The 24,989-nt window shown below is 72.4% G+C and carries 27 protein-coding genes; 15 read left to right on the forward strand and 12 right to left on the reverse strand.

The features are described 5' to 3' along the window. Nucleotides 1-12: 12 nt before the first annotated feature. The 7 genes from FR742_RS18645 to FR742_RS18675 are packed head-to-tail and all read right to left on the reverse strand — an operon-like array spanning nt 13 to nt 7,483. Nucleotides 13-1,362, reverse strand: a complete 1,350-nt coding sequence (locus FR742_RS18645; protein WP_261808615.1) for a P1 family peptidase — start codon at nt 1,360-1,362, stop codon at nt 13-15. Further along, nucleotides 1,359-2,540, reverse strand: a complete 1,182-nt coding sequence (locus FR742_RS18650) for a M20 family metallopeptidase (RefSeq protein WP_261808616.1) — start codon at nt 2,538-2,540, stop codon at nt 1,359-1,361. Before FR742_RS18650 ends, FR742_RS18645 begins: the two co-directional genes overlap by 4 nt. Next, complete coding sequence (locus FR742_RS18655; protein WP_187281205.1) at nt 2,537-3,337, reverse strand: ATP-binding cassette domain-containing protein; 801 nt, start codon at nt 3,335-3,337, stop codon at nt 2,537-2,539. Before FR742_RS18655 ends, FR742_RS18650 begins: the two co-directional genes overlap by 4 nt. Next, on the reverse strand, nt 3,300-4,220 hold the full coding sequence (locus FR742_RS18660) for an ABC transporter ATP-binding protein (RefSeq protein WP_148032124.1): 921 nt from the start codon (nt 4,218-4,220) through the stop codon (nt 3,300-3,302). Before FR742_RS18660 ends, FR742_RS18655 begins: the two co-directional genes overlap by 38 nt. Then, a complete protein-coding gene (locus FR742_RS18665; protein ID WP_148032125.1) occupies nt 4,207-5,040 on the reverse strand; it encodes an ABC transporter permease in 834 nt (277 codons plus the stop codon). Before FR742_RS18665 ends, FR742_RS18660 begins: the two co-directional genes overlap by 14 nt. Next, nucleotides 5,037-5,984, reverse strand: a complete 948-nt coding sequence (locus FR742_RS18670) for an ABC transporter permease (protein WP_148032126.1) — start codon at nt 5,982-5,984, stop codon at nt 5,037-5,039. The genes FR742_RS18665 and FR742_RS18670 overlap by 4 nt, the downstream gene beginning before the upstream one ends. After that, nucleotides 5,981-7,483, reverse strand: coding sequence for an ABC transporter substrate-binding protein (locus FR742_RS18675; protein ID WP_148032127.1), 1,503 nt, complete (start codon nt 7,481-7,483; stop codon nt 5,981-5,983). Before FR742_RS18675 ends, FR742_RS18670 begins: the two co-directional genes overlap by 4 nt. A gap of 86 nt (nt 7,484-7,569) precedes the next feature. Here FR742_RS18675 and FR742_RS18680 point away from each other — a divergent pair, with 86 nt between their 5' ends. The 5 genes from FR742_RS18680 to FR742_RS18700 all read left to right on the forward strand — a co-directional run bounded on the left by FR742_RS18680 (nt 7,570) and on the right by FR742_RS18700 (nt 11,885). Continuing rightward, nucleotides 7,570-8,325, forward strand: a complete 756-nt coding sequence (locus FR742_RS18680) for a FadR/GntR family transcriptional regulator (RefSeq protein ID WP_148032128.1) — start codon at nt 7,570-7,572, stop codon at nt 8,323-8,325. Nucleotides 8,326-8,371: 46 nt separating this feature from the next. After that, nucleotides 8,372-9,322 carry an adenylate/guanylate cyclase domain-containing protein gene (locus FR742_RS18685; RefSeq protein WP_261808617.1) on the forward strand — a complete coding sequence of 317 codons (951 nt, stop codon included), beginning with the start codon at nt 8,372-8,374 and terminating at the stop codon, nt 9,320-9,322. A gap of 90 nt (nt 9,323-9,412) precedes the next feature. After that, a complete protein-coding gene (locus FR742_RS18690; RefSeq protein WP_148032129.1) occupies nt 9,413-9,880 on the forward strand; it encodes a SigE family RNA polymerase sigma factor in 468 nt (155 codons plus the stop codon). After that, nucleotides 9,877-10,881, forward strand: coding sequence for a hypothetical protein (locus FR742_RS18695; protein WP_148032130.1), 1,005 nt, complete (start codon nt 9,877-9,879; stop codon nt 10,879-10,881). Before FR742_RS18690 ends, FR742_RS18695 begins: the two co-directional genes overlap by 4 nt. Nucleotides 10,882-10,916: 35 nt before the next feature. Next, entirely contained in the window at nt 10,917-11,885 is a 969-nt protein-coding gene (locus tag FR742_RS18700) for an MsnO8 family LLM class oxidoreductase (protein ID WP_148032131.1), read from the forward strand. A gap of 41 nt (nt 11,886-11,926) precedes the next feature. On the opposite strand, the gene FR742_RS18705 is transcribed toward FR742_RS18700, so the two are convergent. Then, a complete protein-coding gene (locus FR742_RS18705) occupies nt 11,927-12,178 on the reverse strand; it encodes a hypothetical protein (protein ID WP_148032132.1) in 252 nt (83 codons plus the stop codon). A gap of 345 nt (nt 12,179-12,523) precedes the next feature. Between FR742_RS18705 and FR742_RS18710 the strand changes: the two genes are divergently transcribed. The 6 genes from FR742_RS18710 (at nt 12,524) to FR742_RS18735 (ending at nt 18,963) form a co-directional block, all read left to right on the forward strand. After that, complete coding sequence (locus tag FR742_RS18710) at nt 12,524-13,549, forward strand: helix-turn-helix domain-containing protein (RefSeq protein WP_148032133.1); 1,026 nt, start codon at nt 12,524-12,526, stop codon at nt 13,547-13,549. After that, a complete protein-coding gene (locus FR742_RS18715; RefSeq protein ID WP_148032134.1) occupies nt 13,537-14,646 on the forward strand; it encodes a hypothetical protein in 1,110 nt (369 codons plus the stop codon). The genes FR742_RS18710 and FR742_RS18715 overlap by 13 nt, the downstream gene beginning before the upstream one ends. Before the next feature lie 96 nt (nt 14,647-14,742). Further along, nucleotides 14,743-15,264, forward strand: coding sequence for a GNAT family N-acetyltransferase (locus FR742_RS18720; RefSeq protein WP_148032135.1), 522 nt, complete (start codon nt 14,743-14,745; stop codon nt 15,262-15,264). A gap of 40 nt (nt 15,265-15,304) precedes the next feature. Beyond that, nucleotides 15,305-16,825, forward strand: coding sequence for an acyl-CoA synthetase (locus FR742_RS18725; protein WP_148032136.1), 1,521 nt, complete (start codon nt 15,305-15,307; stop codon nt 16,823-16,825). Between the two features lie 72 nt (nt 16,826-16,897). Next, a complete protein-coding gene (locus tag FR742_RS18730; protein ID WP_222708971.1) occupies nt 16,898-17,959 on the forward strand; it encodes a spore photoproduct lyase family protein in 1,062 nt (353 codons plus the stop codon). Between the two features lie 68 nt (nt 17,960-18,027). Next, entirely contained in the window at nt 18,028-18,963 is a 936-nt protein-coding gene (locus FR742_RS18735) for a hypothetical protein (RefSeq protein ID WP_148032138.1), read from the forward strand. An 8-nt stretch (nt 18,964-18,971) separates the two neighbouring features. On the opposite strand, the gene FR742_RS18740 is transcribed toward FR742_RS18735, so the two are convergent. From FR742_RS18740 to FR742_RS18750, 3 genes are read right to left on the reverse strand one after another with little or no spacing between them, the layout of a single operon-like run. Continuing rightward, the gene (locus tag FR742_RS18740) at nt 18,972-19,343 is read right to left on the reverse strand and encodes a DUF6069 family protein (protein ID WP_148032139.1); all 372 of its coding nucleotides are present in this window, start codon (nt 19,341-19,343) and stop codon (nt 18,972-18,974) included. Next, nucleotides 19,340-19,996 (reverse strand): VC0807 family protein, encoded by a 657-nt coding sequence (locus tag FR742_RS18745; protein WP_148032140.1) that lies wholly within the window; start codon nt 19,994-19,996, stop codon nt 19,340-19,342. The genes FR742_RS18740 and FR742_RS18745 overlap by 4 nt, the downstream gene beginning before the upstream one ends. After that, nucleotides 19,993-20,595, reverse strand: a complete 603-nt coding sequence (locus FR742_RS18750) for a TetR/AcrR family transcriptional regulator (protein WP_219549101.1) — start codon at nt 20,593-20,595, stop codon at nt 19,993-19,995. The genes FR742_RS18745 and FR742_RS18750 overlap by 4 nt, the downstream gene beginning before the upstream one ends. Before the next feature lie 62 nt (nt 20,596-20,657). Here FR742_RS18750 and FR742_RS18755 point away from each other — a divergent pair, with 62 nt between their 5' ends. The 3 genes from FR742_RS18755 (at nt 20,658) to FR742_RS18765 (ending at nt 23,819) form a co-directional block, all read left to right on the forward strand. Beyond that, complete coding sequence (locus tag FR742_RS18755; RefSeq protein ID WP_148032141.1) at nt 20,658-21,761, forward strand: glycerophosphodiester phosphodiesterase family protein; 1,104 nt, start codon at nt 20,658-20,660, stop codon at nt 21,759-21,761. Between the two features lie 122 nt (nt 21,762-21,883). Next, complete coding sequence (locus FR742_RS18760) at nt 21,884-22,702, forward strand: PIG-L family deacetylase (RefSeq protein ID WP_148032142.1); 819 nt, start codon at nt 21,884-21,886, stop codon at nt 22,700-22,702. Between the two features lie 199 nt (nt 22,703-22,901). Next, a complete protein-coding gene (locus FR742_RS18765) occupies nt 22,902-23,819 on the forward strand; it encodes a carbohydrate kinase (protein ID WP_148032143.1) in 918 nt (305 codons plus the stop codon). A gap of 3 nt (nt 23,820-23,822) precedes the next feature. Here the strand turns inward: FR742_RS18765 and FR742_RS18770 are convergent, their stop codons facing one another. Beyond that, nucleotides 23,823-24,389: an NADAR family protein gene (locus FR742_RS18770; RefSeq protein ID WP_148032144.1), complete on the reverse strand. Its 567-nt coding sequence runs from the start codon at nt 24,387-24,389 to the stop codon at nt 23,823-23,825. 171 nt (nt 24,390-24,560) lie between these two features. Here FR742_RS18770 and FR742_RS18775 point away from each other — a divergent pair, with 171 nt between their 5' ends. After that, complete coding sequence (locus tag FR742_RS18775; protein WP_148032145.1) at nt 24,561-24,989, forward strand: SRPBCC family protein; 429 nt, start codon at nt 24,561-24,563, stop codon at nt 24,987-24,989.

Here is a 24,989-nt window from a genome sequence, read left to right on the forward strand (position 1 = left end):
CCTTGGTGTGCTTCATGACGTACGCATCGCGCTCGGGAACACGTCGAGATAGGCCGGCGCGCCCTCCCTGCCGGTGGCGGCCAGCACGGCGTGCGCCACGGCCCGGCTGAACACGTCGGCCCCGGCGGCGAGCAGGTCGTGCAGCTCGGCCCCCGGCGGCTCGTCCTTCCCGGCCCGCTCCCCGAACACCCGCTGCTCGCCGCCCGGCGCGGGCAGGGCGCAGGTGGCGACGGCGAAGATCGTGTCGCCGTCGACCATGGTGTGCGCGGGGCGGATGGCGCGGGCCAGGCCGTCGTGCGCGACCGCGGCCAGCTTGGCGCACTGCGCCTTGGTGAGCGTCAGGTCGGTGGCGACGACGCCGATCGTGGTGTTCAGCGAGGTCACCCCGGACGGCCGCCACGCGGCGGTCTCCTCGGCGCTCGGCTCCCGCAGGTGGTCGAACTCGCCGGGCAGCCCGTACCTGGCCCCGGCCAGGGCGCCGCTTCCTGGATCGAGCACCGACCCGGCGGCGTTCACCACAGCCAGCGCGGCGACGGTGGCCCCGGAGGGCAGGATCACGCTCGCGGTCCCCACCCCGCCGGCCAGCCCTCCGGCCACCGCACCCGCGCCCGCGCCGACGGACCCGCTCACATGCCCCGCCGCGCTCACCCCGCACGCCCCTCCAGACGCGGCGCCCGCCTCGCCATCGGCGGCCGAGGCCGAGGTGAAGGAGCCCCGCGCGGACACAGCAGCGCCGCCTGACGCGACGTACGGACCACCGGCGGGGCCGGCAGGCGCGACACCGCTCGTCCTGGCCGGCTCGACGTCGGCGGCCGAGGAGGCCCGCGCGGAGGGAGAAGCGCCGGGCGCGGCGTGCAGGGTGCCGTGGCCCGTGACGGGGGCGGCCGGGCGGGCCGGCTTGACGCCGGTGGCCGGGGTCGCCGTGCGAGAGGGAGCGGGGTGGAGGGCGGCGTCGTGGGCGGCTTCGCCGAAGGCGGCGTCCGGGGTGGCGCGGAAGGCGCCGCCGCGGCCGAGGTCGTAGATGACGGCGGCGGGGACGATGGGGACGACGCCGCCCTCGACGGGGAAGCCGACGCCGGCGTCGGCGAGGCGGGACATGACGCCGCAGGCCGCGCTGAGGCCGTACGCGCTGCCGCCGGTCAGGACGATGGCGTGGACGCGTTCCACGAGGTTGCGCGGGTCGAGGAGCTCGGTCTCGCGGGTGCCGGGGGCGGCGCCGCGGACGTCGACCCCGGCGACCATGCCGCCCGAGGGGGCCAGCACGACGGTGGTGCCGGTCCGGTAGCCGCCGCCCGCCCTGTGGTGGTGGCCGACGCGCAGGCCGGCCACGTCCAGCAGGGAGTTGGTGGCACCCGGTGTCACGTCAGGTTCCGGGTGAGGAAGCGCCTGGCCGCCTCGGCGAACACCCGGGTGCAGCGGACGATCTCGTCCACCTCGACGTACTCGTCCGCCTGGTGGGCGATCCACTTGCCGCCCGGGCCGTACACGACGGACGGGACGCCGCCCCAGTGGGTGAGCACGGTGCCGTCGGTGGAGCCGGGGACGCCGCCGTAGACGGGCTCCTCACCGGTGACGTCGCGGTGGGCGGCGGCCAGCGCGGCCACCACCGGGTCGGAGACGGGCACGTCCACCGGCGGCCGGTCCACCAGGATGCTCACCTCGGACGCGATCCCGTCCCAGGCGGCCAGCTCGGCCACCCGGTCGGCGACGTCCTGGTGGCCGACGCCGGGGATGGTGCGCACGTCGACGAAGACGGACGCGGTGGCGGGGATGACGTTGACCTGCTCCTCGCTGCCGGCCCGGACCACGGTCGGGGTCACGTACACCTCGCCGAGGTGCTCGTGGGCGGGGAAGCGCTTCTGCAGCTCGGCCTGGAGCTCGCGCAGGCCGGTGAGCAGCGCGCCGACGGCCTGGACGGGGTTGCGGCCGTGCTGCGGCATCGCGCCGTGCGCCATCTTGCCGGTGAAGTCGACGCGCAGCCGCAGCGCGCCCTTGGCGACGGCGCAGATCTCGCCGGCCTCGGGCTCGGCCACGATGGCGCCGTCCACGTCCGCGGCCAGGCCCTGGTCGACGAAGTGGTGGGCGCCGATCATGAGCCCTTCCTCGTCGGCCAGCGCGCACACCTTGATCCGTCCCGGGAACGGTCCAGCGAGCTGCAGCGCGCGGGTGGCGTAGAGCGTGGCGGCCAGGCCGGACTTCATGTCGGCGCTGCCGCGCCCCCACAGCTTGCCGTCGCGGATCTCGCCGCCGAACGGGTCCACGGTCCACTCCGACAGGTCGCCCTCGGTGACGACGTCGGTGTGGCCCTCGAACATCAGGGTGGGCCCGTCGCCGCCGCCGCCCTCGACCACGGCGACCACGTTCGGCCTGCCGGGGGCGGCCTCGTACACGACCGGCTCCCAGCCCCACTCGCGCATCCTGGCGGCCACCAGGTCGGCGGCGGGCTGCTCGTTGCGGCCGCGCGCCGGGTCGTTGGTGCTGGGGACGCGGACCAGCGCCCGGGTGAACTCGACGACGCCCTGCGCGTCCACTTCGATCACAGCAATCCCTCCAGGGTGGGTACGGCCCGCAGCAACGCCCGGGTGTAGGGGTGGCTCGGCTCGATCCAGATGTCGTCGACGGCGCCGGTCTCCACGATCTCACCGTCGTTCATGACGGCGACCGTCTCGCACACGTGGCGGACGACGGACAGGTCGTGCGAGACGAAGACGAGGGTGAGGCCGTGCTCGTCGACGAGGTCGGCCATCAGGTTGAGTATCTGCCCGCGTACGGACACGTCGAGCGCGCTGACGGGCTCGTCGGCGACGAGCACCTTGGGCCGGGGGGCGAGCGCGCGGGCGATGGCGATGCGCTGGCGCTGGCCGCCGGAGAACTGGTGCGGGTAGCGGTCGGCGGCGGCGGCGGGCAGCCCCACCTCGTCGAGCAGTTCGGCCACCCGGCCGCCGACGGGCTCGCCGAGCGCGACGAGCGGTTCGGCGACGAGGTCGCGGACGCGCATGCGCGGGTCGAGCGAGCTCATCGGGTCCTGGAACACGATCTGCAGGCTGTGGCGCAGGAAGCGCAGCCGCCGTTCGGGCAGGCCGGTGATCTCCTGGCCGTCGAACCGGATGGAGCCGGCGGTGGGCTGGTCGAGCCCGCACAGCAGCCGCAGCAGCGTGGACTTGCCGGAACCGGACTCGCCGACGATGCCGAACCGCTCGCCCTTGTGCACGGTCAGCGACACGCCGCGCAGCGCGTGCACGGCTCCGCCCGGCTTGGTGAGCGAGGTGCGGGGCCGTTGGTAGACGCGGGTGAGGTGGCTAACCTCGATCAGCGGGGTGCCAGCATGCGTGGGCATGGCCCTCTCCTGTCAGCGCCGGGACTTTCTCACACGTCACGTCGGCGTGCGGGCAACGGTTGCGGAAGACGCATCCGCCGGGGAACTGGCCGGCGGGCGGGACGCTGCCCTTGATCGTGGGCAGGCGGGTGCCGCGCGGCGTCAGCTTGGAGGCGGCCAGCAGGCCTTCGGTGTAGCGGTGGCGGGGCCTGGTGAACACCTCGCGGATCGGGCCGCTCTCCACGACGCGTCCCCCGTACATGACCAGGACGCGCTCGCAGACGGAGGCGACCACGGCCAGGTCGTGGGTGATGAACAGCAGCGCGGGCGCCACCTCGGCGATGAGGTCGAGCATCTGCTTCTGCACGGTGACGTCGAGCGCGGTGGTGGGCTCGTCGCAGATGAGCAGCTCGGGCTCGTTGGCGAGGGCGATGGCGAGCATGACGCGCTGGCGCTGGCCGCCGGAGAGCTGGTGCGGGTAGGCGCGCGCGACCTGTTCGGGGCTGGGCAGGCGGACCCGGCCGAGCAGCTCGACGGCGCGGGCGCGGGCCTGCTCGCGTGGCTTCCCGTGCAGGGTCATGACCTCGGCGACCTGGGCGCCGACCCGCATGAGCGGGTTGAGCGCGGTCATCGGCTCCTGGAACACCATGGACATGGCCCGGCCGCGCAGGTCCTTCAGCCGCGACTCGGGCACGCCGACCAGGTCGCGGTCGCGCAGGCGGGCCCGCCCGGCGGCGGTGACGCCCTCGGGCAGCAGGCCCATCAGCGACAGCGCGGTCAGCGACTTGCCGGAGCCGGACTCGCCGATGAGGCCGACCCGCTCGCCGGGCCCGATCCGGAACGACACGTCGTGCACGAGCTCGGCCGCGTGCGCCCGCACGGTGAGGCCCTCAACGCTCAGCACGGATCCTCCTGAGCTTGGGGTCGAGGTAGTCGCGCAGGCCGTCGCCGAGCAGGTTGAAGCCGAGCACGGCCAGCGCGATGGCCAGGCCGGGCCACAGGGCCAGGCGCGGCGTGGAGAACAGCAGCTCCTGCGACTCCTGCAGCATGCGCCCCCACGACGGGGTGGGCGGGCGGGTGCCGAAGCCGAGGAACGACAGCGCGGCCTCGGCCAGGATGGCGATGGCGAACGACACCGACGCCTGGACGATCAGCATCGAGCCGATGTTCGGCAGCACGTGCCGGAACGCCACGGGAAGGCGGCGGCGGCCGGCGGCGCGGGCGGCGAGGATGTAGTCGGTCACCATGACCTGCATGGTCGCGGCGCGGGCGACCCGGGCGAAGGCGGGCACCGTCGCCACCCCGATGGCGATCATCGCGGTGAGCGTGCCGGCCCCGTACACGGCGCCGAGCATGACGGCCAGCAGCAGCGCGGGGAACGCGAACACCAGGTCGTTGGCCCGCATGACGAGCTCCGACAGCCAGCGCCAGCGGGTCATGCCGGCGATCACGCCGAGCGGCGTGCCGAGCAGCGCGGCGATGCCGACGGCCACGATGCCGACGTAGAGGGTGGTGCGCGCGCCCACCATGAGCTGGCTGAAGGTGTCGCGGCCGAACTTGTCGGCGCCCAGCAGGTAGCCGTCGCCGGGGCCGTGCAGCTTGTTGCCCGCGTCGACGAGCACCGGGTCGTGCGGTGTCCACACGAACGACACCAGCGCCATCGCCACGACCAGCCCGACGAGGACGGCGCCGCTGACGAGGCTCGCGTTCAGCCGGCCCTTCATCGTGCCCCCCGCAGCCGGGGGTCGAGTGCCGCGTAGGCCACGTCGACCAGGAAGTTGATCAGCAGGACGGCCAGCACCAGGACCATGACGACGCCCTGGACGAGCAGCAGGTCGCGGCCCGCGACGGCGTTGAGCAGCAGGTCGCCCAGGCCGGGGATGACGAACACCCGCTCCACCACGACCGCGCCGATGAGCAGCGTGGCCAGTTGCAGGCCGAGCACGGTCACCACCGGGACGGAGGCGTTGCGCAGCCCGTGCCGCCACAGCGCGCCCATCCGGCCGCGTCCCTTGGCGCGGGCGGTGCGCAGGAAGTCCTCGCGCATCACGTCCAGCACGGCGGAGCGGACGTAGCGGGTGAGCACCGCGCCCTGCACGAGGCCGAGCGACAGCCACGGCAGCAGCAGGCCGCGGAACCACTCGACGGGGTCCTCGGCCAGCGGCACGTAGCCGCCCGACGGCAGCACCTGGGCCTGCACCGCGAACACGAACACCAGCAGGATGCCCGCCAGGAACGCCGGGATCGCGATGCCCACCTGGCTGAAGGCGCTGATGGCGACGCCGAGCGGGTTGCGGTGGTGCACGGCGGCGAAGGTGCCGGCCGGCACCGCGATCAGCAGGGCCACGAGCATGCCGCCGCCCACCAGCACGGCGGTGACGCCCAGCCGGTCGTTGATCTGCTCCCCGATCGGGGAGCTGGTCACGTACGAGGTGCCGAAGTCGCCGGTGGCCAGCCCGCCGAACCAGTCGAAGAACTGGGCCGCCGCCGGACGGTCCGTGCCGAACTGCTCGCGCAGCTCGGCCACCGCCTCGGGGGTCGCGTTCACGCCCAGCGCCACCTCGGCGGGGTCGCCCGGCAGCACGGCCATGAACGAGAACACCAGCACACCGGCGACCGCGGCGCTCAGGACGAACACCGCGGCCCTCTTCAGCAGGTACAGGATCACTGCTTGGCGAGACCGGTGAAGTCGAAGGACTCGGAGATGGCGTTCTTCGGCAGGCCGGTCACGCCCTTCTTCGCCACGATCAGGTTCGGGAAGCCGAACAGGAAGTCGGCCGCGGCGTCCTCGGACAGCAGCTTGGCCGCCGCCTTGTAGTTGTCGGTCTGCTCCTGCTCGGTGCCCTCGTCGGCGGCGGCGAGCAGCTTGCCGAACTCGGGGTTGTCGTAGCGGAAGTAGTAGGACTTGTCGGCGAAGATGCGGATGTCGCGGGGCTCGACGTGGTTGATGATCGACAGGTCGTAGTCGGCCTTGGTGAACACCGAGTCCAGCCAGCGGGCCGGGAACTCCAGCGGCTCGATCTCGGCGTTGATGCCGACCTGGGCCAGCTGCGACTTGACGACCTGCGCGCTGGCGACCGCGTACGGCAGGTTCGGGATGCGCATCTTCACGTCGTACGTCTTGCCGCCCAGCAGTTCCTTGGCCTTGGCGACGTCGTACGGGTAGTCGCCGGTGCGGTCCTCGTACCACGGGTCGGTCGGCGGCACCATCGACCCGATCAGCTGGCCGCGCCCGGCCCAGGCGGTGTCGAGCAGCGCCTGGTGGTCGATGGCGTGGCGGACGGCCTGGCGCACCTTCTTGTCGTCGAACGGCGGCCGGCCGTTGTTCATGGACAGCACGACCTCGCCGTTGGTGGTGCCCTCGATGGTCTCGAACCGGTTGGGGTCGGCGAACTGCTGCAGCGACTCGGGCGCCTGGACCGCGGAGATGACGTCGATGCCGCCGGTCAGCAGCGCGTTGTTCATCGCCGTGGCGTCCTTGAAGTACTTCAGCGTCACGGACCCGATCTGCGGCTTGGTGCCCCAGTAGCCGTCGTTGGAGTCGAGGCGGATGTGGTCGCCGCGCCGCCACTCGCCCAGCTTGTACGGGCCGGTGCCGACAGGGGTGTTGGCCAGGTCGGAGACGCCGGTGCGGCTGAACATCGCGCCGAGCCGGGTGGCGATCGTGTAGAGGAAGCTGTTGCTCGGCTTGGAGAGCGTGACGACCGCGGTGGCGTCGTCCTTCTTCTCCACCTTCTCCACCACGTCGAGCTGGGAGGTGATCTTCAGCTTCCAGTCGCTCTTCAGCCGCTCGAACGAGAAGACCACGTCGTCGGCGGTGAAGGCCGCGCCGTTGGTGAACTTCACGTCAGGCCGCAGGGTGAAGGTGTAGGTCTTCAGATCGTCCGAGACCTCCCACTTCTCGGCCAGCAGCGGGACGATCTTGCCGTCCTGGTCGAGCTTGACCAGGCCCTCGTAGACGTTCACCAGCAGCGCCTGCGGGATGGCGGCGCCCTCGGTCGAGGTGAAGTCGAGGTTGGCCGGCTCGGCCACGAACCCGACCGACAACGTCTGCGCCTGGGGGGCCTGCTGCTCGCCGCCCGCGGTCTCGGATCCGCCGCCTCCGCCGCAGGCGGCGATGCTCAACAGGAGACCGCCCGCGGCGATCCAGGTCCCGATTCGCCTCATGTCCTTCAGCCTCCTGGCTAGTGCACTGGTCTGACCAGTAGGCTGCACATTGCCAGTCCGCTACGGCTCAGGTCAAGGGGGCTTCAATGGGTGGTCCACGGTTCGAGCCGGTGCGGACCGTACGCGCTTACGAGCGGATCGTGGAGCAGATCGAGGAGGCCGTCGAGACGGGGGCGCTCACGCCGGGCCAGCGGCTGCCGAGCGAGCGCGATCTCATGGCGCAGTTCTCGGTGAGCCGCTCCACGGTGCGTGAGGCGCTGCGCGTGCTGCAGGCACGCGGGCTGGTCCAGTCGCGGCCCGGGGATCCCAACGGCGCCGAGGTGCAGCCGTTCTCGCCCGCCGCGCTGCACAAGTCGATGACCACGCTCGCGCGGGTGGACGAGCTGTCGCTGGGCGAGCTGGTGCAGTTCAGGATGGTGCTGGACGCGTCGGCCAACCTGCTCGCGGCGCGGCTGCGCACCGACGAGCAGCTCGCCGAGATGGACGCGGCCATCGAGCGGATGCGCCGGGCCGCCGAGGTCAGCTACGACGAGTTCAGCGCCGCCGATGTGGCCTTCCACGACGCGGTGGCGCGGGCCTCGCGCAACAAGCTCATCGAGATCAGCACCGGCGTGGTCCGGTCGATCGTGCTCAACCTGATAGCGGGCAAGATCGCCTCGTCGGACGACCGGGTGGCGCTCATGCGGCGCAGCATCCGGCACCACGAGGAGGTGCTCGACGCCGTGCGCGCCGGCGACGGGCCGCTGGCGGCCCGGCTGTCGCGGGAGACGATGTACGACTACTACGTCGACTACGTCCCGGCCGACGAGCGCCCCGCGCTGCGCGCACTGCTGGAAGAGTGAATGGTGCCGGCGGCGCAATCCGGGTAAAGAGTGTTATGTTGCAGCCGTGGCTGGGGAGGAGTCGGTGGCCGAGGCGTTCCTGCGCGAGCCCCGCCGCTACACCAGCCACCAGGTGGCCGAGATGGCAGGGGTGCCGGTCTACCGCGCGCGGCGGTTCTGGCGGGCGCTCGGCTTCGCGAACGTGGCCGACGACGCGGTGGAGTTCACCGACTCCGACGTCGAGGCGCTCAGGACCCTGCTCGGCATGGTCAGCGACGGCCTCTACGACGAGGAGCACATGCTGCTGATCGCCCGCTCACTCGGGCGGGCGACGGCCCGGCTGGCCGAGTCGCAGGCCGAGCTGGGCGCCGAGGAGCTCGACCAGGCGGGGGTGCCGCTGGCCGAGCGGCCCAGGGCGTGGCGCCGGCGGGCCGAGCGGGTGGTGCCCGACCTGACCGGGCTGCTGGTCTACGCCTGGCGGCGCCAGCTCGCCGCCGCCGCGGGACGGCTCGCCGTCCAGGACCTCAGCGCCGTACGGGTCACGGTCGGGTTCGCCGACCTGGTCGGGTTCACCAGGCTGAGCAGGCAGATCACCGAGACCGAGCTGGCCGCGCTGGTCGACAGGTTCGAGGGCCGCTCGGCCGACATCGTCACCTCCCACGGCGGCCGGGTGGTCAAGACGCTGGGCGACTCGGTGCTGTTCGTGGCCGACAAGTCGCACGTGGCCGCCGACATCGGGCTGCGGCTGGTGGAGACGCACGCCAAGGGCCGGGGCATGCCGGAGCTGCGGGTGGGCCTGGCGGCCGGGCCGGTGGTGTGGCGCATGGGCGACGTCTTCGGCACGACCGTCAACCTGGCCAGCCGCCTGACCGCGCTGGCCCTGCCGGGGACGATCCTGGCGGACCCGCAGGCGGCCGAGGAGCTGGAGGACGACCGGGCGTTCCAGCTCCGGGCGGTGGACCGGCTGTCGGTCCGGGGTCTCGGCGAGCTGGTCCCGTTCACCGTGACCCGCGCCTGAGCGCCGCCGGGCAACCGGGTCGTCGTCCCATCGCGTCTGTACCGTCAGCAACGCTCTGATGGGGAGGCGCATCCCGTGGCGGATAGAGCCATGTTTCAGGACTTCGTGGTGGCCCGGTCCGACCGGCTGTTACGCACCGCGTACCTGCTGACCGGCGACTGGGGCCTCGCCGAGGACCTGCTGCAGGAGTCGCTGACCAAGGCGTGGTTCGCCTGGCCGCGGGTGGACGAGCCGGAGCCGTACGTCCGCCGCGTCCTGGTCACCACCTACACCTCCTGGTGGCGCCGCAGGTGGCGGGCCGAGGTGCCCAGCGCGAGCCTGCCGGACTTCCCCGTACGGGATGACGACGCCGGGGAGCGGGCGGAGCTGTGGCGCGCGGTGCGCGGGCTGCCGGCCAGGCAGCGCGCGGTGATCGTGCTCCGCTTCTACGAGGACCTGCCGGTGGCCGAGGTGGCCGCGCTGCTCGGCTGCGGGACCGGCACCGTCAAGAGCCAGACGGCCAAGGCGCTGGCCAAGCTGCGGGTGAACGAGTCGATCATGAAGGAGCTGCGGTCATGACCGTTCAGGATCTCCGGGACGCGCTGCGCGAGCGGGCCGACGGCCCATCTCCGGCGAATCCGTCGCGCCACGAGCAGGTCCTGGCGCGCGTCCGCAGGGCCCGCCTGGGCAGACGGGTGACGGCCGGCGTGGCGGCGGGGGCGGCGGTGGCCGCCGCCGTGGTGCTGGGTGCGGCGGTCATGCCCGGCCCGGCGGAGCCGGAGACCACCGTCGCCGTGCGGCCGGCGGCGAAGCTGCCCGAGCGGTTCACCGCCCCGGACGGCACCGCGTACCGGCGCGTGGCGGTCACCACGATCCGGGCGGGCGGCGCGGACCGGGCGACGGTGCGGGTGCCGGTCACCGGCGAGCGGCTCGACGTGGCGGCCGTGTGCGAGGGCGACCTCCAGGTGAACACCGGCGTGCGCGTCGCGGTCGACGGCCGCTCCAGCGGCCCCGGCTTCGGCCGCTGCTCGGCCAATCGGGCGCTCCAGCCGCTCACGGTGCCCACCGGCGCCCGGGAGGTGAGCGTCACCTTCGACACGACCACCACCGGCACGGCCTGCGTGGTGCGGGGTGGGACGTGCCGGCCCGTGCCGCGGACCGAGGGCACCTGGACGCTGGGCGTCTACGCCTGGACGCCGCCGGACGCGCCCGTGCGGCCGGAACCGGTCAAGGACCTGCCGGACAGGCTCGGCGGCCGGCCGCTCCTCGACGCGCGGACCGGGATGTGGCCGGCGGACGACACCGTGCGGTTCGAGTTCGACGCCACCGGGCGGTCCTTCGGCCTCGACCAGATCTGCGCCGGCGACCTCGCCGAGCGGCTCCGGTTCGAGATCACGGTCGACGGCGGGGTGGGCCACGGCAGCGGCTGCGTCGTGTGGCGGTCCGGCCCGTTCCCGCTGGCGATGAGCGAGCACAAGACGCGGCCCGGTGAGCGGGTCGTGGTGACCGCTCGGATCACCGTGGACGGCGGTCATCCCCACCGCCCCGTCCGCTGGTCGATCGGGCTCTACGGCGAGTAGGAACCATTTCCCGCCCGCCCTTGTTGCACCGGGATATGACACCGCTCTCGATCCTCGACCGTTCGCTGGTCCGGCAGGGGCAGTCGCCCGCGTCGGCGCTGCGCGACACCGTGCGCTTCGCCCGCGAGGCCGAAAAGCTCGGCTACCACCGGTTCTGGGTGTCGGAGCACCACAGCGTCCCCGGCGTGGCGGGGTCGGCGCCGACCGTGCTGGCGGCGGCCGTCGCGGCGGCCACCTCCCGCATCAGGGTGGGCACCGGCGGCGTGATGCTGCCCAACCACCGGCCGCTGGTGGTGGCCGAGCAGTTCGGCGTGCTGGAGTCGCTGCATCCGGCGCGGATCGACATGGGCCTGGGGCGGTCGGTGGGGTTCACCGGCGGCATCCGCAAGGCTCTCGGCCAGGGCAGGGAGGCCGCCGATGGGTTCTCCGGGCAGCTGGCGGAGCTGCTCGGCTTCTTCACCGGCGCCCAGGACGCGTACCCGGGGGTGCACGCGCTGCCGGCGGAGGGCCTGCGCCCGCAGGTGTTCGTGCTGGCCATGGGCGCGGGCGCGGACATCGCCGCCGCGCACGGCCTCCCCCTGGTGATCGGCGGCGGAGCCCCGGCCGGGGCCGCCGCCCGTTACCGGGCCGCGTTCCGGCCGTCGGAGTGGAGCGCGGCGCCGTACGTGATGGTGGCGGCGAACATCGCGGTCGGCGAGACCGCCGAGCAGGCGGCGCTGCTGCAGGTGCCGGAGGCGTGGTCGACGGCGCACTCGCGGGTACGCGGCGTGTTCCCGCCGCTGCGCCCGCCGGGCGAGATCCTGCGCATGGACCTGCCGGAGCGCGAGCGCGCGCTGCTGGAGGACGCCCGCAAGGGCCAGATCAGCGGGACGGCGGACGAGGTCGCGACGCGGCTGCGCGACCTGGTGACGGTGACGGGCGCCGACGAGGTCCTGGTGACGATGAACACCTACGACCTGGACGACCGCCTGGAGTCGTACCGGCGGCTGGCCGCCCTGGCGTGAGAGATGGGCGCCGTCTTCGCGCCCATCTCACCGTACGGCCGTCAGCTGAGCTCCAGGATGAGCGCCAGCTGCGCGATGAGCACGACGGCGACCGTGCCGACGGCGGCCAGCGCGACGACCATGAGGGACGCGCGGAACAGCGCGGTGACGACCTTGCCGAGCCGGCGGACGGCCGAGATCACGGTCCAGCCGGCGAGGACGGCCAGGAGGTAGAGGAGGCCGCGGGCCATCGCGACGCCCTCAGGGCTGGCGATCGTTTCCATGAGTGCGGGAAGGGCAGAGGTGACGAACATGGTGGGGTCCCTGTGGTTCGGCATCGAGGGGCCTTGGAGCGTGCGGCACTCCGGGGAGTGACGCCTGTTCGTGAGGATGCTCGCCCGGGCGGCGCGGTCTCGCCGGAGGGTCTCTGATCGTCATCTGAATCCCCGTCTGAACTTCAGTAAATCTTCAGCCCCTGACTGAAGACTTGCCCTCCCTTTGATGCATTAATCCCTCTCCTGGGTAAGTCGTTGTGGATTAGAATGGCCGCTTCGCCGATGCGGCCTCGAAGTTTCGGTGTTGGCCTGCGTGTATGCCCTCGCCCCCGGCAGTGGGTAGAGGTTTACTTAAGGTGTTGAACCTCGGATGGGGGTGTCCTCATGGCGGATTCCGGCCAGGCCCTAGCGCACCGGCTCCGGCAACTGCGCCTTCAGCAGTGGCCCGGCAGGAGAGTCAAGCAGCCGCAGCTGGCCCAGGCGCTCAACGTCAGCGTGCCCCTCATCTCGTCGTGGGAGAACGAGGGCAACCCCAAGGTGCCGCCGGTCTCCCGCCTGGAGGCCTACGCGCTGATCTTCTGCAGCCGCCGCTCGCTCAGGGACGACGACCTCGTCCCGGTCGCCGAGGACGAGCTGACCGCGGAGGAGTCACAGCTGCGCGACAAGCTCCTGCAGGAGCTGCTCGACCTGCGCTCGGCCGCCCTGGACCAGAGACCGTCGAGCGCGGTCGTCAACCCGTGGCAGTTCGACGACGGCAAGCAGGTCGTCATCGTCTGCGCGCGGCTTCCCGGGGAGTGGCTGGCGCGCATGCCCTACGTCGATCCCGACGACCCGCACCACATCGAGCTCTACACCTACGCCGACCTCGACGCGCTCTTCGAGCTGCACGGCCACATCCGCGCCTTCAACCCTGCCAGCGAGGTCCGCCGCCACACCCCGGACGAGCTGGAGCCGGACGACCTCACCTCTCATCTGGTGCTGCTCGGCGGCGTCGACTGGAACGACCTGACCACCAACGTCTTCCAGGACCTCGGGCTTCCGGTCGAGCAGGTGAACGACTGGGACGGCGAGCACGGCCCCTACTTCTCCTCCTCTGACCGGCGTTTCCATCCCAAGCTGAGCGGCGGGCGGCTGCGCGAGGACGTGGCGCTGTTCTACCGGGGGGAGAACCCCTACAACGCCGAGTGCACGCTCACGATCTGCAACGGCATGTACGGCCGCGGCACGCTCGGGGTGGCGCGGGCCCTGACCGACGTCAAGTTCAGGGACCGCAACACCGCCTGGCTCCAGGAGCGCTTCGGCGGCCACGAGGCCTACGCGCTGCTGAGCAAGGTCCGCGTCGTCAACGGCAAGGTCATCACCCCCGACTGGACGCTCGACGAGCTGAGGCTGGTCGAATGGCCCGGCTGACCTCGCCGGCGTCGCATCACCATCCCTCCCACCGGCATCTGCTCCAGGCGACCGGCGCGCCCGCGGGCATGGCCAGGATCGACGCGATCGTGGTGCCCACCGCCCGCCCGAGCCGTTACCTCCGGCACGCCTCCCATCTGGCGGAGGTCCTGGGCTGCCCGCTGGTCGTGCTGTGCAGCGGCAGGTGGACCAGCGCCGAGCGGGTGCGGGCCGGGGCCGCTCCCGGCGCCGACGTGATCGCCATCGACTTCACCGCGAGGTCGGCGGCGCGGCTGCCCGCGCTCGAGACGTCCACCGCGCTCCCCCCGAGGCTGAGACGGCACACCGACACGGCCGCCAAGCGCAATTTCGCGCTGGCGCTGGCCAGGATGGCCGGCTGGGAGCGCATCGTGTTCCTCGACGACGACATCGAGGTGGGAGCGCCTGACGACCTCCGCAGGGCGGCCGGGTTGCTCGACGACTTCGACGCGGCCGGGCTGTCGATCGGCGGGTTCCCGGACAACTCGGTCGTGTGCCACGCCTTCCGCGCCGTCGGCGGGCATCAGGAGACCTTCGTCGGCGGCGGCGCGCTGGTCGTGGAGACGGTGCGCGACGTCGCGTTCTTCCCGGACGTCTACAACGAGGACTGGTTCTATCTGCTGAAGGAGGACGGGCTGCGCCCGCTCGCCGTCACGGGCCTGGTCAAGCAGGCGCCCTACGACCCGTTCCGCACGACCGAGAGGGCCAGGGCGGAGGAGACGGGCGACGTGCTGGCCGAGGGCGTGTTCTGGCTGCTCGACGAGGGCAGGACCCTGCGGGAGGCCGATCTGCGGCATTGGACGGAGTTCCTGGCCAGGCGCCGCCTGTTCATCGAGAGCATCCTCGACCGCCTGCCGCGGGCCCGGGTGAGCCCGGACGAGCGGCGGCGGATGGAAGAGTCGCTCAAGGCCGCGCGCGGGCGGCTGGCCCTGATCAGTCCCGAGCTCTGTCTCGGATACCTCGACAGGTGGCGGGCCGACAGCAAGGTGTGGCGGGAGTTCGTGGAGCTGCTGCCCCGCGGCAGGCCCGTCGAGCAGGCGTTGCGTTATCTCGCCACGCCCGGCCGGGGCGCGCCGTGACCTCCGGGCGGCGATCCGCTGTCTGTTTCGTCCTTTTGTGACAGATCACCGCGATAAGCTGGTTGCCCGCCGTTTCGCCGCTTGATTGTAGAAGTCATGCTGCATGTCCGGATCCGAGCTGCCGTGCACGGGGATCTCGTCGCCCTGGTCAACTCCCTCGGGCAGGAGCCGTACTTCCGGGAGCGGCTGGCGGGTCAGCGGGAGAAGCACGGGGTGCTGCTGGTCGCGTGGGACGGGTTCACCCCCATCGGGGACGTGTACCTGTGGCTGGACCCGGCCGAGGAGCCGGAGGTGCGGGAGCGGCTGCCCGGCGTGCCGTTGCTGACCCACCTGGAGGTGGCTCCCGAGCATCGCAACCAGCGGATCGGCACCCGGCTGATGGGCGCCGCCGAGCGGCGGTTACGCGAGCTCGGCCACGACCGGGTGGCGCTGGGCGTGGATCCGCGCAACCGCCGGGTGTGGCCGCTCTACAGGCGGCTCGGTTACGTGGAGTGGCCGCATCCTCCTGTGCCGACCACGCGCCGGATCTACCTGCCGGGCGGGCGGGTGGAGCAGGTGCCCGACGTGTGCCGGATCCTGGTGAAAGATCTTCGTGAACCTCGGGCCGGCGAAGGCTAGGATTCCCGAACGAAGTTCGGCCAAGTGAGGGATGTCCGGTATGACGACTCGCCAGCATGCCATCGGAGACCTGTTGCGCCGCTCCGCGGCCCGCTATCCCGCCAAGACCGCCATCATCTACGGCGACCTGCGGCAGAGCTACGCCGACCTCGACCGTACGGTGAACCGCACCGCCAACGCGCTGGCCTCGCGGGGCGTGGGCAAGGGCGACCGGTTCGCGATCCTCTCGCACAACGACCACGCGTTCGTGGTGGCCTACTTCGCGCTGGCCCGGCTGGGCGCGATCTCGGTGCCGATCAACTTCATGCTGGGCCCGGAGGAGGTCGCGTACATCCTGGAGCACGCGGGCGCGTCCGGGATGCTGGTGGAGGAGGCGCTGCTGCCGGTGGCCGAGGGCGCCGTGAGCGACCGGGTCGCGGTGCGCGGCGTCATCGGGGCGGGCCGGGACGGCTGGGAGCCGGTCGAGGACTGGATGGCGCACGGTGACGACGCTGAGCCGGTGGTGGAGATCGGCGACGACGACCCGATCCAGCTCATGTACACCAGCGGCACCGAGTCCCGGCCGAAGGGGGCGACCCTGTCGAGCCGGAGCCTGATCTCCCAGTACGTGACGTGCGTGGTCGACGGCGAGATGAGCGGCGACGACGTGGAGGTGCACGCGCTACCGCTGTACCACTGCGCCCAGCTGCACTGCTTCCTCACGCCCGGGATCTATCTGGGGGCGACCAACATCGTGCTGCCCGGCGCCGACCCGGCGGCGATCCTGGCGGCGATCGAGTCGGAGCGGGCCACCAAGCTGTTCTGCCCGCCGACGGTCTGGATCGGGCTGCTGCGCCACCCCGACTTCGACCGCCGTGACCTGTCGTCGCTGCGCAAGGGCTACTACGGCGCCTCGATCATGCCGGTCGAGGTGCTGAAGGAGATCGCGGCCCGGCTGCCCGAGGTGCGGCTGTTCAACTTCTACGGGCAGACGGAGATGGCGCCGGTGGCCACGATCCTGCGCCCTGAGGAGCAGCTGACCCGGCTGGGTTCGGCCGGCCGGCCCGCGCTGAACGTGGAGACGCGGATCGTCGGCGACGACGGCGAGCCGCTGCCGCCGGGCGAGGTGGGCGAGATCGCGCACCGCAGCCCGCACGCGATGCTCGGCTACTGGAACGACCCGGAGAAGACCGCGGAGGCGTTCCGCGGAGGCTGGTTCCACAGCGGCGACCTGGGTGTGATGGACGTGGACGGATACCTGTCGGTGGTCGACAGGAAGAAGGACATGATCAAGACAGGCGGCGAGAACGTGGCCAGCCGCGAGGTCGAGGAGGCGATCTACCAGCACCCGTCCGTGGCGGAGGCGGCCGTGTTCGGGGTGCCGGACGAGCGGTGGATCGAGGCCGTGACGGCCGCGGTCGTGCTGCGCGAGGGCGCGAGCCTCACCGCCGACGAGCTGGTGGCGTTCCTGCGGGGCCGGCTGGCTCCGTTCAAGACGCCCAAGCAGGTCCGGTTCGTCGCCGCGCTGCCCAAGAACGCCAGCGGCAAGGTGCTCAAGCGGGAGCTGCGGGAGGCGTTCTGACCGCCGGACCGATCCTCTCGCAAGGGCTCGCTGACCAGGGAAGACGACGCTGAGTCACGGCGTTGTACGGGAGTGGGCGACAACCTTCTCGACATCCGACGTATCTACTTCGAGCCCGCCGCCGCCGAGCTGCCGCGCGGCCGGGAGATACTCGGCCGCTTCCCTGGTGCCGAGCTGGTCGAGGTCGAGCGGCACGACCGCATCCCCGAGCTGTACGGCGACGAGGCGAACGTCGCCCGCTGGGTCCGGATCAAGACCGAGTCGCTGGTGCTCGGCACCAAGAAGTCCCTGACCGCCCGCCCGAACGGCCGCTCCAGCGACTTCGTCGCGCCGTCCACGGCCAACGGCTGCGCGATGGCGTGCGCGTACTGTTACGTGCCGCGCCGCAAGGGCTACAGCAACCCGATCACGGTGTTCGCCAACATCGACAAGATCACCGGCTATCTCGCCAGGCACGCCGCCAGGCAGGGCGTCAAGCCCGAGCCGGACCAGGTGGACCCGCACGCCTGGGTGTACGACATCGGCGAGAACTCCGACTGCTCGGTGGACGCGACGATCTCCAGGAACGTCCGTGACCTGGTGGAGCTGTTCCGGGACCTGCCGAACGCCAAGGCCAGCTTCGCCACCAAGTACGTCAACCGCGACCTGCTCGGCTGGGATCCGCGCGGGCGCACCAGGATCAGGTTCAGCCTGATGCCGGAGGCCGACTCCAAGCTGCTCGACATCCGCACCTCCCCGGTGGCCGAGCGCATCGCCGCCATCGACGACTTCGTGGCGGCCGGGTACGAGGTGCACGTCAACTTCAGCCCGGTGGTGGTCAGGGACGGCTGGCTGGAGGACTGGGCCGAGCTGCTGGACCGGCTCGGCGACGGGATCGGCGCGGCCGCGCGCGAGCGGCTCGCCGCCGAGGTGATCTTCCTGACCCACAACGACCGGCTGCACGAGGTCAACCTCGGCTGGCATCCGAAGGCCGAGGAGGTGCTGTGGCGGCCGGACCTGCAGCAGCCCAAGCGCTCGCAGACGGGCGGCTGGAACGTCCGCTACCGCACCGGCCAGAAGGGCCGGTACGTAGCCGCGCTCACCGATCTCATCGATGAGCGCCTGCCCTTCTGCCGGATCCGCTACGCCTTCTGACGAAGCAGCCGTCTTGTCCGGGCCCCCCGGCGAGCCCACAATCTGGGTATCCGTCAACGGGGTGCGCCATGGCTGGGGTGTGGGAGGGGCTGGCCGATCCGCTGACCGCCGTCATCGTCGCCGTGATCCTGGTGGTGCTGGCTTCCGTCAGCGAGTCCTGCCTGCTCAAACTGGTGTTGCTGGCCGCCGCCGTCGCGGCGCTGGTGTGGATGGGGCTGAGTCACGCCGCCACCGGGCGGCCCGTGGAGTGGAGGTGGGAGAGCGTGCTCTCCTTCCTCGAACGGCCGATCGTGGCGCTGGTGCTCGCGCTGGTGCTGGCGTTCATCGGCACCCGGTCGGGCTGGCGGCTGGCGAAGCTCCTGGCGTTCTGCGGGGCGGCGGCCGCGTTCTTGTGGGCGGCCATCCGCTATCAGGCGGTGGGCGGCATCGTCTCCGCCACCGTGAGCACGGCCGGGACGGTCCTGATCTGGCTGATCGCCGCCATCGTCGTGGTGACGCTGGCGCTCGTCGCCGCCGTGGTGGTCATGTTCCTGGCGTCCCCGCCGCGCCGCCCGCCGAGGCGGCCCCGCCCGGCGCGGGACGGGCCGCCGCCGGAGCGCGCCGGCCGTTTCACCGGGCTCGCCGATGAGCTGGCCGAGCTGCTGGAGGACGACCACGTGCTGGACGGTCCCGGTTCGCTGCTGCGCTTCTACTTCTCGGGGCTGCGCGACGTACGGGACGAGATCGCGGACATCCACCGGCGCTGCGACCGGGAGATCGTGGACCTGGCCGAGGCCGCGCCGGCGGAGTTCCCTGAGCTGGAGCCGGGCCCGCTGCGCCGGCTGGCCCGCAGGCGCACGGCGCTGCCGGACCGGGACGAGTGGGCGGAGCTGATGGACGAGCTGGAGGTGCCCGTCCCGTACGCCGCCATGCGGCTGCTTCTGGTGCGCCGCGACTGGCGGGAGGTGGCGACGATCTTCTACAAGTGTCACGTGTGCGCGCGGCTGCTGGGCGGCGCCCCATGAGAGCGGACTCAGCGCGTCGCCGTGCCGCGCATCCCGAAGATGATCACCGCTCCGGCGGCCAGGTGCATCAGGGCGAGCGTGAGCTGTGACCCCGCGTTCACCCCGCCGAGCGGGCCGAGCAGCGACAGGACGAGGACGGCCGCGGCGACCGCGGTCCAGATGGCGCGGGCGCGCCGGGTGAGGCGTTCGAGGACGGCCAGCAGGGCCCAGCCGGCGAGCCCGGCGACGGCGGTGGCGATCACCACCGCCACGGGCCCGACCGCGATGGTCCCGGCTCCGCCCCGGGCGGCGAGGTCGACGCCGGCGATCGGGACGGCCACGAGCCAGACGGCCAGTGTGGCGGCGACGGCGACGGCGATGGTGGGAAGGCGGCGGGTCATGCGCGCGACTCCTCTCTCCTGAGCGGCTCGTACAGGCTGCTCCAGCCGTTGTAGAGCCCGCTCAGCACGTAGTGGACATTGGTGATGATCACGGCGACGAGGGTCGCGACCGCGTACAGGAGCATCCCTGTCACGCGCACCGTGTCGACGGGCAGCGCGTACGCGATGGCCACCCGGGCGGCGGCGTCGAGCAGCAGCACGACGCCCCAGACGGCGGACGACACCCGCCAGACGCGGCGGAACCTGGGCAGCCGCTCCCAGTAGACCTCCCACGGCTCGCGCACCGGCCCGAACGGGTAACGGTGCTCCAGCAGCGGCCGGGTGAAGAGGTAGGCGAGAGGCCGGGACATCCTGGTCGAGGCCAGGAACCAGATGCCGGCCGCCGCCGTGACCCAGCCCTCCTTGGCCAGCAGCATCCGCTCGTCGCCGCTGACCAGCGTCACCACCACGGCGACGGCGAACATGGCGGTGAAGAACGCGCTCAGCCCGTCGAGCTTGCGCTCGCGCAGCAGCTTGTAACCGGTGAACCCGGCCGACACCAGCGTGTCGGCCAGCAGCGCCAGGTAGACGCTGACCCCCGCGGCGCGTAACCCGTAATAGATCACGACGGGCACGCCGATGTTGACGGCGATCGTCAGCCACCGCCCCCTCACGGCTCCGCCCTGGTGGCCAGGTCGAACATCGTCTCCAGCTCGCGCGCCGTCAGCTCCAGGTCGAGGCCGGGCCTGGAGCGCAGCAGGAACGGCAGGCCGTCGAGCGAGCGCTGGATCGTGGCGGCCATCACGAACGGGTCGAACGCGCGGAACTCCCCCCGCTCCTGGCCCTCGCGCAGAATGAGCTCCAGGTGGCTCAGCGTCCGAATCTCCTCCTCCGGGCCGTAGGAGCCGGCCTCGCCCGGATGGCTGAGGAAGATCGTCATCAGCGCCTCCATCTCGTCGCGGTGCGCGGCGTTGAACGCGACCAGGCCGCCGATGTAGGCGCGCAGCCGGCTCCTGGCGTCGGGCTGCGCGCTGACCCGCTCGTGCATGAACCGCCCGAGCTTCTCGTGCACGTGCCCGACCACGGCGGCCATCAGCTCGTCCTTGCCGGCGAAGTGGTACGAGATCAGCCGCGTGCTGCTCAGCCCGGCCCGCTCGGCGATCTTCGCGAACGAGGTGTGCCCGTAGCCGAGCCGCCCGAGGGTCTCGATAGTCGCGGCGATGATCTGCGCGCGCCTGGCGTCCCCCGTGAACGTCCGCTTTCTTACTTGCATGAGTAAACAGTAACTCATCCAAGTAACTCCGGGAACCCCTCTCGCGGGTTTACGGTGCGCCCATGACGATCCGCAGCCTGTTCGCGAGTGTGCTGGCCGTGCTGTCGGCCGGTACCGTCGCCCTCGTGGTGACCCCATCGACTTCCGCCGCGACGGCCGCCGACCCCGGCCGCCGCGCCCAGCCGCCCGTCGTCATCGGCCATCGCGGCGCCAGTGCCCACCGCCCCGAGCACACGCTGCTCTCGTACGATGCCGCGATCGCGATGGGCGCCGACTACATCGAGCCCGACCTCGTCCCCACCAAGGACGGCGTCCTCGTCGCGCGGCACGAGAACGAGATCTCGCAGACCACCGACGTGGCCGAGCGGGCGGAGTTCGCCGGCAGGCGCGCCACCAAGACGATCGACGGCCGCGAGGTGACCGGGTGGTTCACCGAGGACTTCACGCTCGCCGAGCTGAAGACCCTGCGGGCCAGGGAGCGGGTGCCCGGCCTGCGCCCGGACAACACGGCCTTCGACGGGACGGCCCAGATCCCCACCTTCGAGGAGGTGGTCGAGCTGGCGCTGCGGCACGGGGTGGGCGTCTACCCGGAGACCAAGCACCCGACCTACTTCGACTCCATCGGCCTGTCGCTGGAGGAGCCGCTGCTGGAGACGCTGGAGCGCAACCGCGTGCGGAAGGCGTACATCCAGTCGTTCGAGACGGCCAACCTGCGCGAGCTGTCCGGCAGGACGCGGCTGCCGCTCGTCCAGCTCATCGGCGCGACCGGCGCCCCCTACGACTGGGTCGCGGCCGGTAACGGCCGCACCTACGACGACATGGTCACCCCGGAGGGCCTGCGGGAGGTCGCCCGGTACGCCGGCGCGATCGGCGTCGACACCCGGCGCGTGCTGCCCGTCGGCGCCGACGGCAGGACCCTGGAGCCGACCGCCCTGGTCCGCGACGCCCACCGCGGGCGGCTGGACGTGCACGTGTGGACCGTGCGCAACGAGAACTCCCAGCTCCCCGCCGACCACCGGCTCGGGAACCCCGACAGCCCCGCCTACCCGCGCGCCACCGGTGACGTGGCGGGCTTCCTGGGCCGGCTGCTGGAGCTGGGCGTCGACGGCGCGTTCTGCGACGATCCCGCGATGGGCCGGGCCGTCGTCTCGCGTCGCGCCCGCTGACATGACGACCGACCAGCACGGGCTCGCCGTGAGCGGGGCGGGGCGGGCCGCCGCGCGGGACGAGGCCGCCCGGCTGGCCCTGGCGGGAGGATCTGTCGGGGGCGCCGAGTAGGGTTTCGGCCATGGAAAGCCGACTGACCTTGATGGCCGTGCACGCCCACCCCGACGACGAGTGCCTGAGCACCGGCGGAGTGCTCGCCCGCTACGCCGCGGAGGGCGTCCGCACGGTCCTGGTCACCTGCACCAACGGCGAGCAGGGTGACGGCCCCGGCGGGGTGAAGCCCGGCGAGGCCGGCCACGACGCCGCCGAGGTGGCCGAGCGCCGGCTGGCCGAGCTGCGCGCCTCCGCGGACCATCTCGGCATCGAGCACGTCGAGCTGCTCGGCTACCGCGACTCCGGCATGGCGGGCTGGTCGACCAACGACCACCCTGACGCCTTCGCCAACGTGTCCGTGGAGTCGGCGGCCGCCCGGCTGACCGAGCTGATGGCGCGTTACCGCCCGCAGGTGGTGGTGACCTACGACGAGACGGGCGGCAGCGGCTACGGCCATCCCGACCACGTCCAGGCCCACCGCGTCGCCGTGGCCGCCGTCAACGGCGGCGGCGTCCCCGACAAGCTCTACTACACGGCGATCCCGCGCGCCGCGATCGCCAACATGGCCGCGACCCTCCGCGAGTCGGGCATCGACCTGGGCTTCGAGCCCGACGACGACTTCGGCACCCCCGACGAGCTGGTCAACGCCATCGTCGACGTCTCGGCCTACGTCGACCGCAAGCTCAAGGCCCTGGAGGCGCACGCCAGCCAGGGCGAGAACATCTTCCCGCTGCGCATGCCCCCGCAGGCCCAGCAGCAGATGTTCTCCCACGAGGCGTTCACCCGCGTCCAGAGCCGCGTCAAGACCCCGGCCCACGAGGACGACCTCTTCACCGGCCTCCGCTGACGCGACCCTCCTCGGCCTGCCAGGCGGCTCCGCCCGCTCCGACCCGGGCGAAGGAAGGGCCGATGACCTCCGCGGTCACCGGCCCTGGCGCACGCATCGGGCGGCCACCGCCCCTCCACACGCATCGGGCCGGCGCGGGAGGACGGATCTCTCCGGACACCGGCTGATCGTGCAGGGGGTGGCGTGAGAGGGTGGGCGGGTGATCGCGGTGCTGGGTGAGTGCGTCGCCGACGCGTTCGCGGAACGGCGGGCGGGTGAGCTGACGCTGCGGGTGCTGCCGGGCGGCGGGCCGGCGAACACGGCGGCGGCGCTGGCCGGGCTCGGCACGCCGGCGCGGTTCCTGGGGCGCATCTCGGGTGACGTGTTCGGGGAGCTGTTCCGGGAGCGGCTGGCCGGGGTGGATCTGACGTACGCCGTCGAGGCCCGCGAGCCGAGCACGCTCGCGGTGGCCGGCCTGGACGACGCCGGCAAGGCGCGTTACGGCTTCCACGCCGAGGGCACCGCCGACTGGCAGTGGACCGGCGCCGAGTTGGCCGGCCCGGTGCTGGACGGCGTGCGGTGCCTGCACACCGGGTCGCTGGCGCTGGTCAGGCCGCCGGGACGGGACGTGGTGGAGGCGTTCGCGGCGGCGGCCGCGCGGCGGGTGACGGTCTCGGTCGATCCCAACGTACGGCCGAGCCTCGCCACGCGGGAGGCGTACGCGGTCGAGCGGTGGTGCGCCTTCGCCGACATCCTGCGGCTCAGCGACGACGACCTGGCCTTCCTGCGGCCCGGCGAGCCGGTGGAGCGGGTGTGCGACGAGTGGCACGCCGCCGGGGCGCGGCTGGTGGTGGTGACGCGGGGCCCGGCCGGGGCGCTGGTGTCGCTCGGCGGGGTCCGGACGGAGGTGCCCGCGCCTCAGGTGGACGTGGTCGACACGGTGGGGGCGGGCGACGCGTTCACGGCCGGGCTGCTGCACTGGCTCGACGGGCGCGGGCTGCTCGGCGGCCGGTTGGACGGGCTGGATCCGGCCACGGCGCGGGAGGCGGCGGCGTTCGCGGCGAAGGTGGCGGCGCTGGCCTGCACGGTGCGGGGCGCCGACCTCCCCCGTGACGCCGGTGCGGTGGCGGGCCGCTGAGCGTCAGCGCGGGCGGGCCAGCGCGTCGCGGACGTCCATGAGGGCGAAGCCGAGCAGGTTGAGCCCGCGCCAGGTGGCGGGCGAGGCGGCGGCCGGGTCGTCGGCGACCAGCCCGATGCCCCACACCCGGTCCAGCGGGCTGGCCTCGACCAGCACCCGCCCGCCGGTGGTCAGCAGGAACTCCTTCAGCTCGGCGTGCTGACCGAACTTGGCGAGGTTGCCCCGTACCACGATCTCGTAGCGGTGGGCGGCCCAGGTCTCCTCGTCGAAGCCGCCGACGGCGCGCCCGAGCTTCTTCGCCTCGCCGGGATGGGCGGCGGCGAGGATCTTCTCGGCGGCCACCTCGTCGCCGAACAGCAGCGCCTTGTGCGCCATCATGTAGTGCTCGGCCGACCGGTAGTGGCGCCCGTCCTCGGTGAACCCGGCGGGCCACCACTGGCTGAGGCAGCCGCGGCCGGCCGTGCCGTCGCGGGCGGGCTGGTGGCCCCAGAAGTAGAGATAGCGCGGCGGTCGCCCGGCCAGCTCTGCGGCCACGGCTTCGGGGACTGACCGGGGAAGCTTCTCGGACATGGCCTTACTGTGTCACAGCCTCCCTGTGTCACACCCGCGTCACACCCGCGTCACACCCGCGTCACACCCGCGTCACACCCCGCGCGACGGCATGCCCGTGCGGCGAGGGGCGCGGTTTGCCACAGGGGTGACCGGGGCAGACGAGGTGCTACGGACGAACCGGGAGTTTCCATGGCCGAGTATGAGGCGACGCGTGGCATGCCTGCCGAAAGTGGTGTGGTGTTCGGCGTGGCGTCCGACGTCACGCTGATGAACAGGTGGCTGCCGCACGGACTGTGGGTCCGCGGCAGCGGGCCGAACACCGTGGAGGCGGGCGGCGAGGTGGTGCCCGGTGAGGGCGAGCATGAGGGCCTGTTCCGCGCCCAGCGTGACCAGCTCAGGGTGGAGTGGGGCGGCCGTGATCATCCGGACTATTCGGGCTGGCTGCAGGTTTCGGACGCCGACAGCGGCACGAGTGAGGTGACGGTGCACATCTCCTTGCTGGACGAGCCGGAGGAGGAGACGCCGCGCGAGCGTGCCGACGAGGTGCGCGGCATGCTCGACGAGTCGCTCTCGCGCCTGCAGGACGAGATCGGTAACCGCCTGAACAACTCGGGCTGA

It is taken from the genome of Nonomuraea sp. C10 (genome assembly GCF_008017515.1).
Taxonomy (GTDB): Bacteria; Actinomycetota; Actinomycetes; order Streptosporangiales; family Streptosporangiaceae; genus Nonomuraea; species Nonomuraea ferruginea.

Excerpts from the sequence above, each read along its gene's own strand:
- FR742_RS18655 (WP_187281205.1), bottom strand. The coding sequence starts at position 3,337 with ATGCCCACGCATGCTGGCACCCCGCTGATCGAGGTTAGCCACCTCACC.
- FR742_RS18665 (WP_148032125.1), bottom strand. The coding sequence starts at position 5,040 with ATGAAGGGCCGGCTGAACGCGAGCCTCGTCAGCGGCGCCGTCCTCGTC.
- FR742_RS18675 (WP_148032127.1), bottom strand. The coding sequence starts at position 7,483 with ATGAGGCGAATCGGGACCTGGATCGCCGCGGGCGGTCTCCTGTTGAGC.
- FR742_RS18680 (WP_148032128.1), top strand. The coding sequence starts at position 7,570 with ATGGGTGGTCCACGGTTCGAGCCGGTGCGGACCGTACGCGCTTACGAG.
- FR742_RS18690 (WP_148032129.1), top strand. The coding sequence starts at position 9,413 with ATGTTTCAGGACTTCGTGGTGGCCCGGTCCGACCGGCTGTTACGCACC.
- FR742_RS18695 (WP_148032130.1), top strand. The coding sequence starts at position 9,877 with ATGACCGTTCAGGATCTCCGGGACGCGCTGCGCGAGCGGGCCGACGGC.
- FR742_RS18700 (WP_148032131.1), top strand. The coding sequence starts at position 10,917 with ATGACACCGCTCTCGATCCTCGACCGTTCGCTGGTCCGGCAGGGGCAG.
- FR742_RS18705 (WP_148032132.1), bottom strand. The coding sequence starts at position 12,178 with ATGTTCGTCACCTCTGCCCTTCCCGCACTCATGGAAACGATCGCCAGC.
- FR742_RS18710 (WP_148032133.1), top strand. The coding sequence starts at position 12,524 with ATGGCGGATTCCGGCCAGGCCCTAGCGCACCGGCTCCGGCAACTGCGC.
- FR742_RS18715 (WP_148032134.1), top strand. The coding sequence starts at position 13,537 with ATGGCCCGGCTGACCTCGCCGGCGTCGCATCACCATCCCTCCCACCGG.
- FR742_RS18720 (WP_148032135.1), top strand. The coding sequence starts at position 14,743 with ATGCTGCATGTCCGGATCCGAGCTGCCGTGCACGGGGATCTCGTCGCC.
- FR742_RS18725 (WP_148032136.1), top strand. The coding sequence starts at position 15,305 with ATGACGACTCGCCAGCATGCCATCGGAGACCTGTTGCGCCGCTCCGCG.
- FR742_RS18735 (WP_148032138.1), top strand. The coding sequence starts at position 18,028 with ATGGCTGGGGTGTGGGAGGGGCTGGCCGATCCGCTGACCGCCGTCATC.
- FR742_RS18740 (WP_148032139.1), bottom strand. The coding sequence starts at position 19,343 with ATGACCCGCCGCCTTCCCACCATCGCCGTCGCCGTCGCCGCCACACTG.
- FR742_RS18750 (WP_219549101.1), bottom strand. The coding sequence starts at position 20,595 with ATGCAAGTAAGAAAGCGGACGTTCACGGGGGACGCCAGGCGCGCGCAG.
- FR742_RS18755 (WP_148032141.1), top strand. The coding sequence starts at position 20,658 with ATGACGATCCGCAGCCTGTTCGCGAGTGTGCTGGCCGTGCTGTCGGCC.
- FR742_RS18760 (WP_148032142.1), top strand. The coding sequence starts at position 21,884 with ATGGAAAGCCGACTGACCTTGATGGCCGTGCACGCCCACCCCGACGAC.
- FR742_RS18770 (WP_148032144.1), bottom strand. The coding sequence starts at position 24,389 with ATGTCCGAGAAGCTTCCCCGGTCAGTCCCCGAAGCCGTGGCCGCAGAG.
- FR742_RS18775 (WP_148032145.1), top strand. The coding sequence starts at position 24,561 with ATGGCCGAGTATGAGGCGACGCGTGGCATGCCTGCCGAAAGTGGTGTG.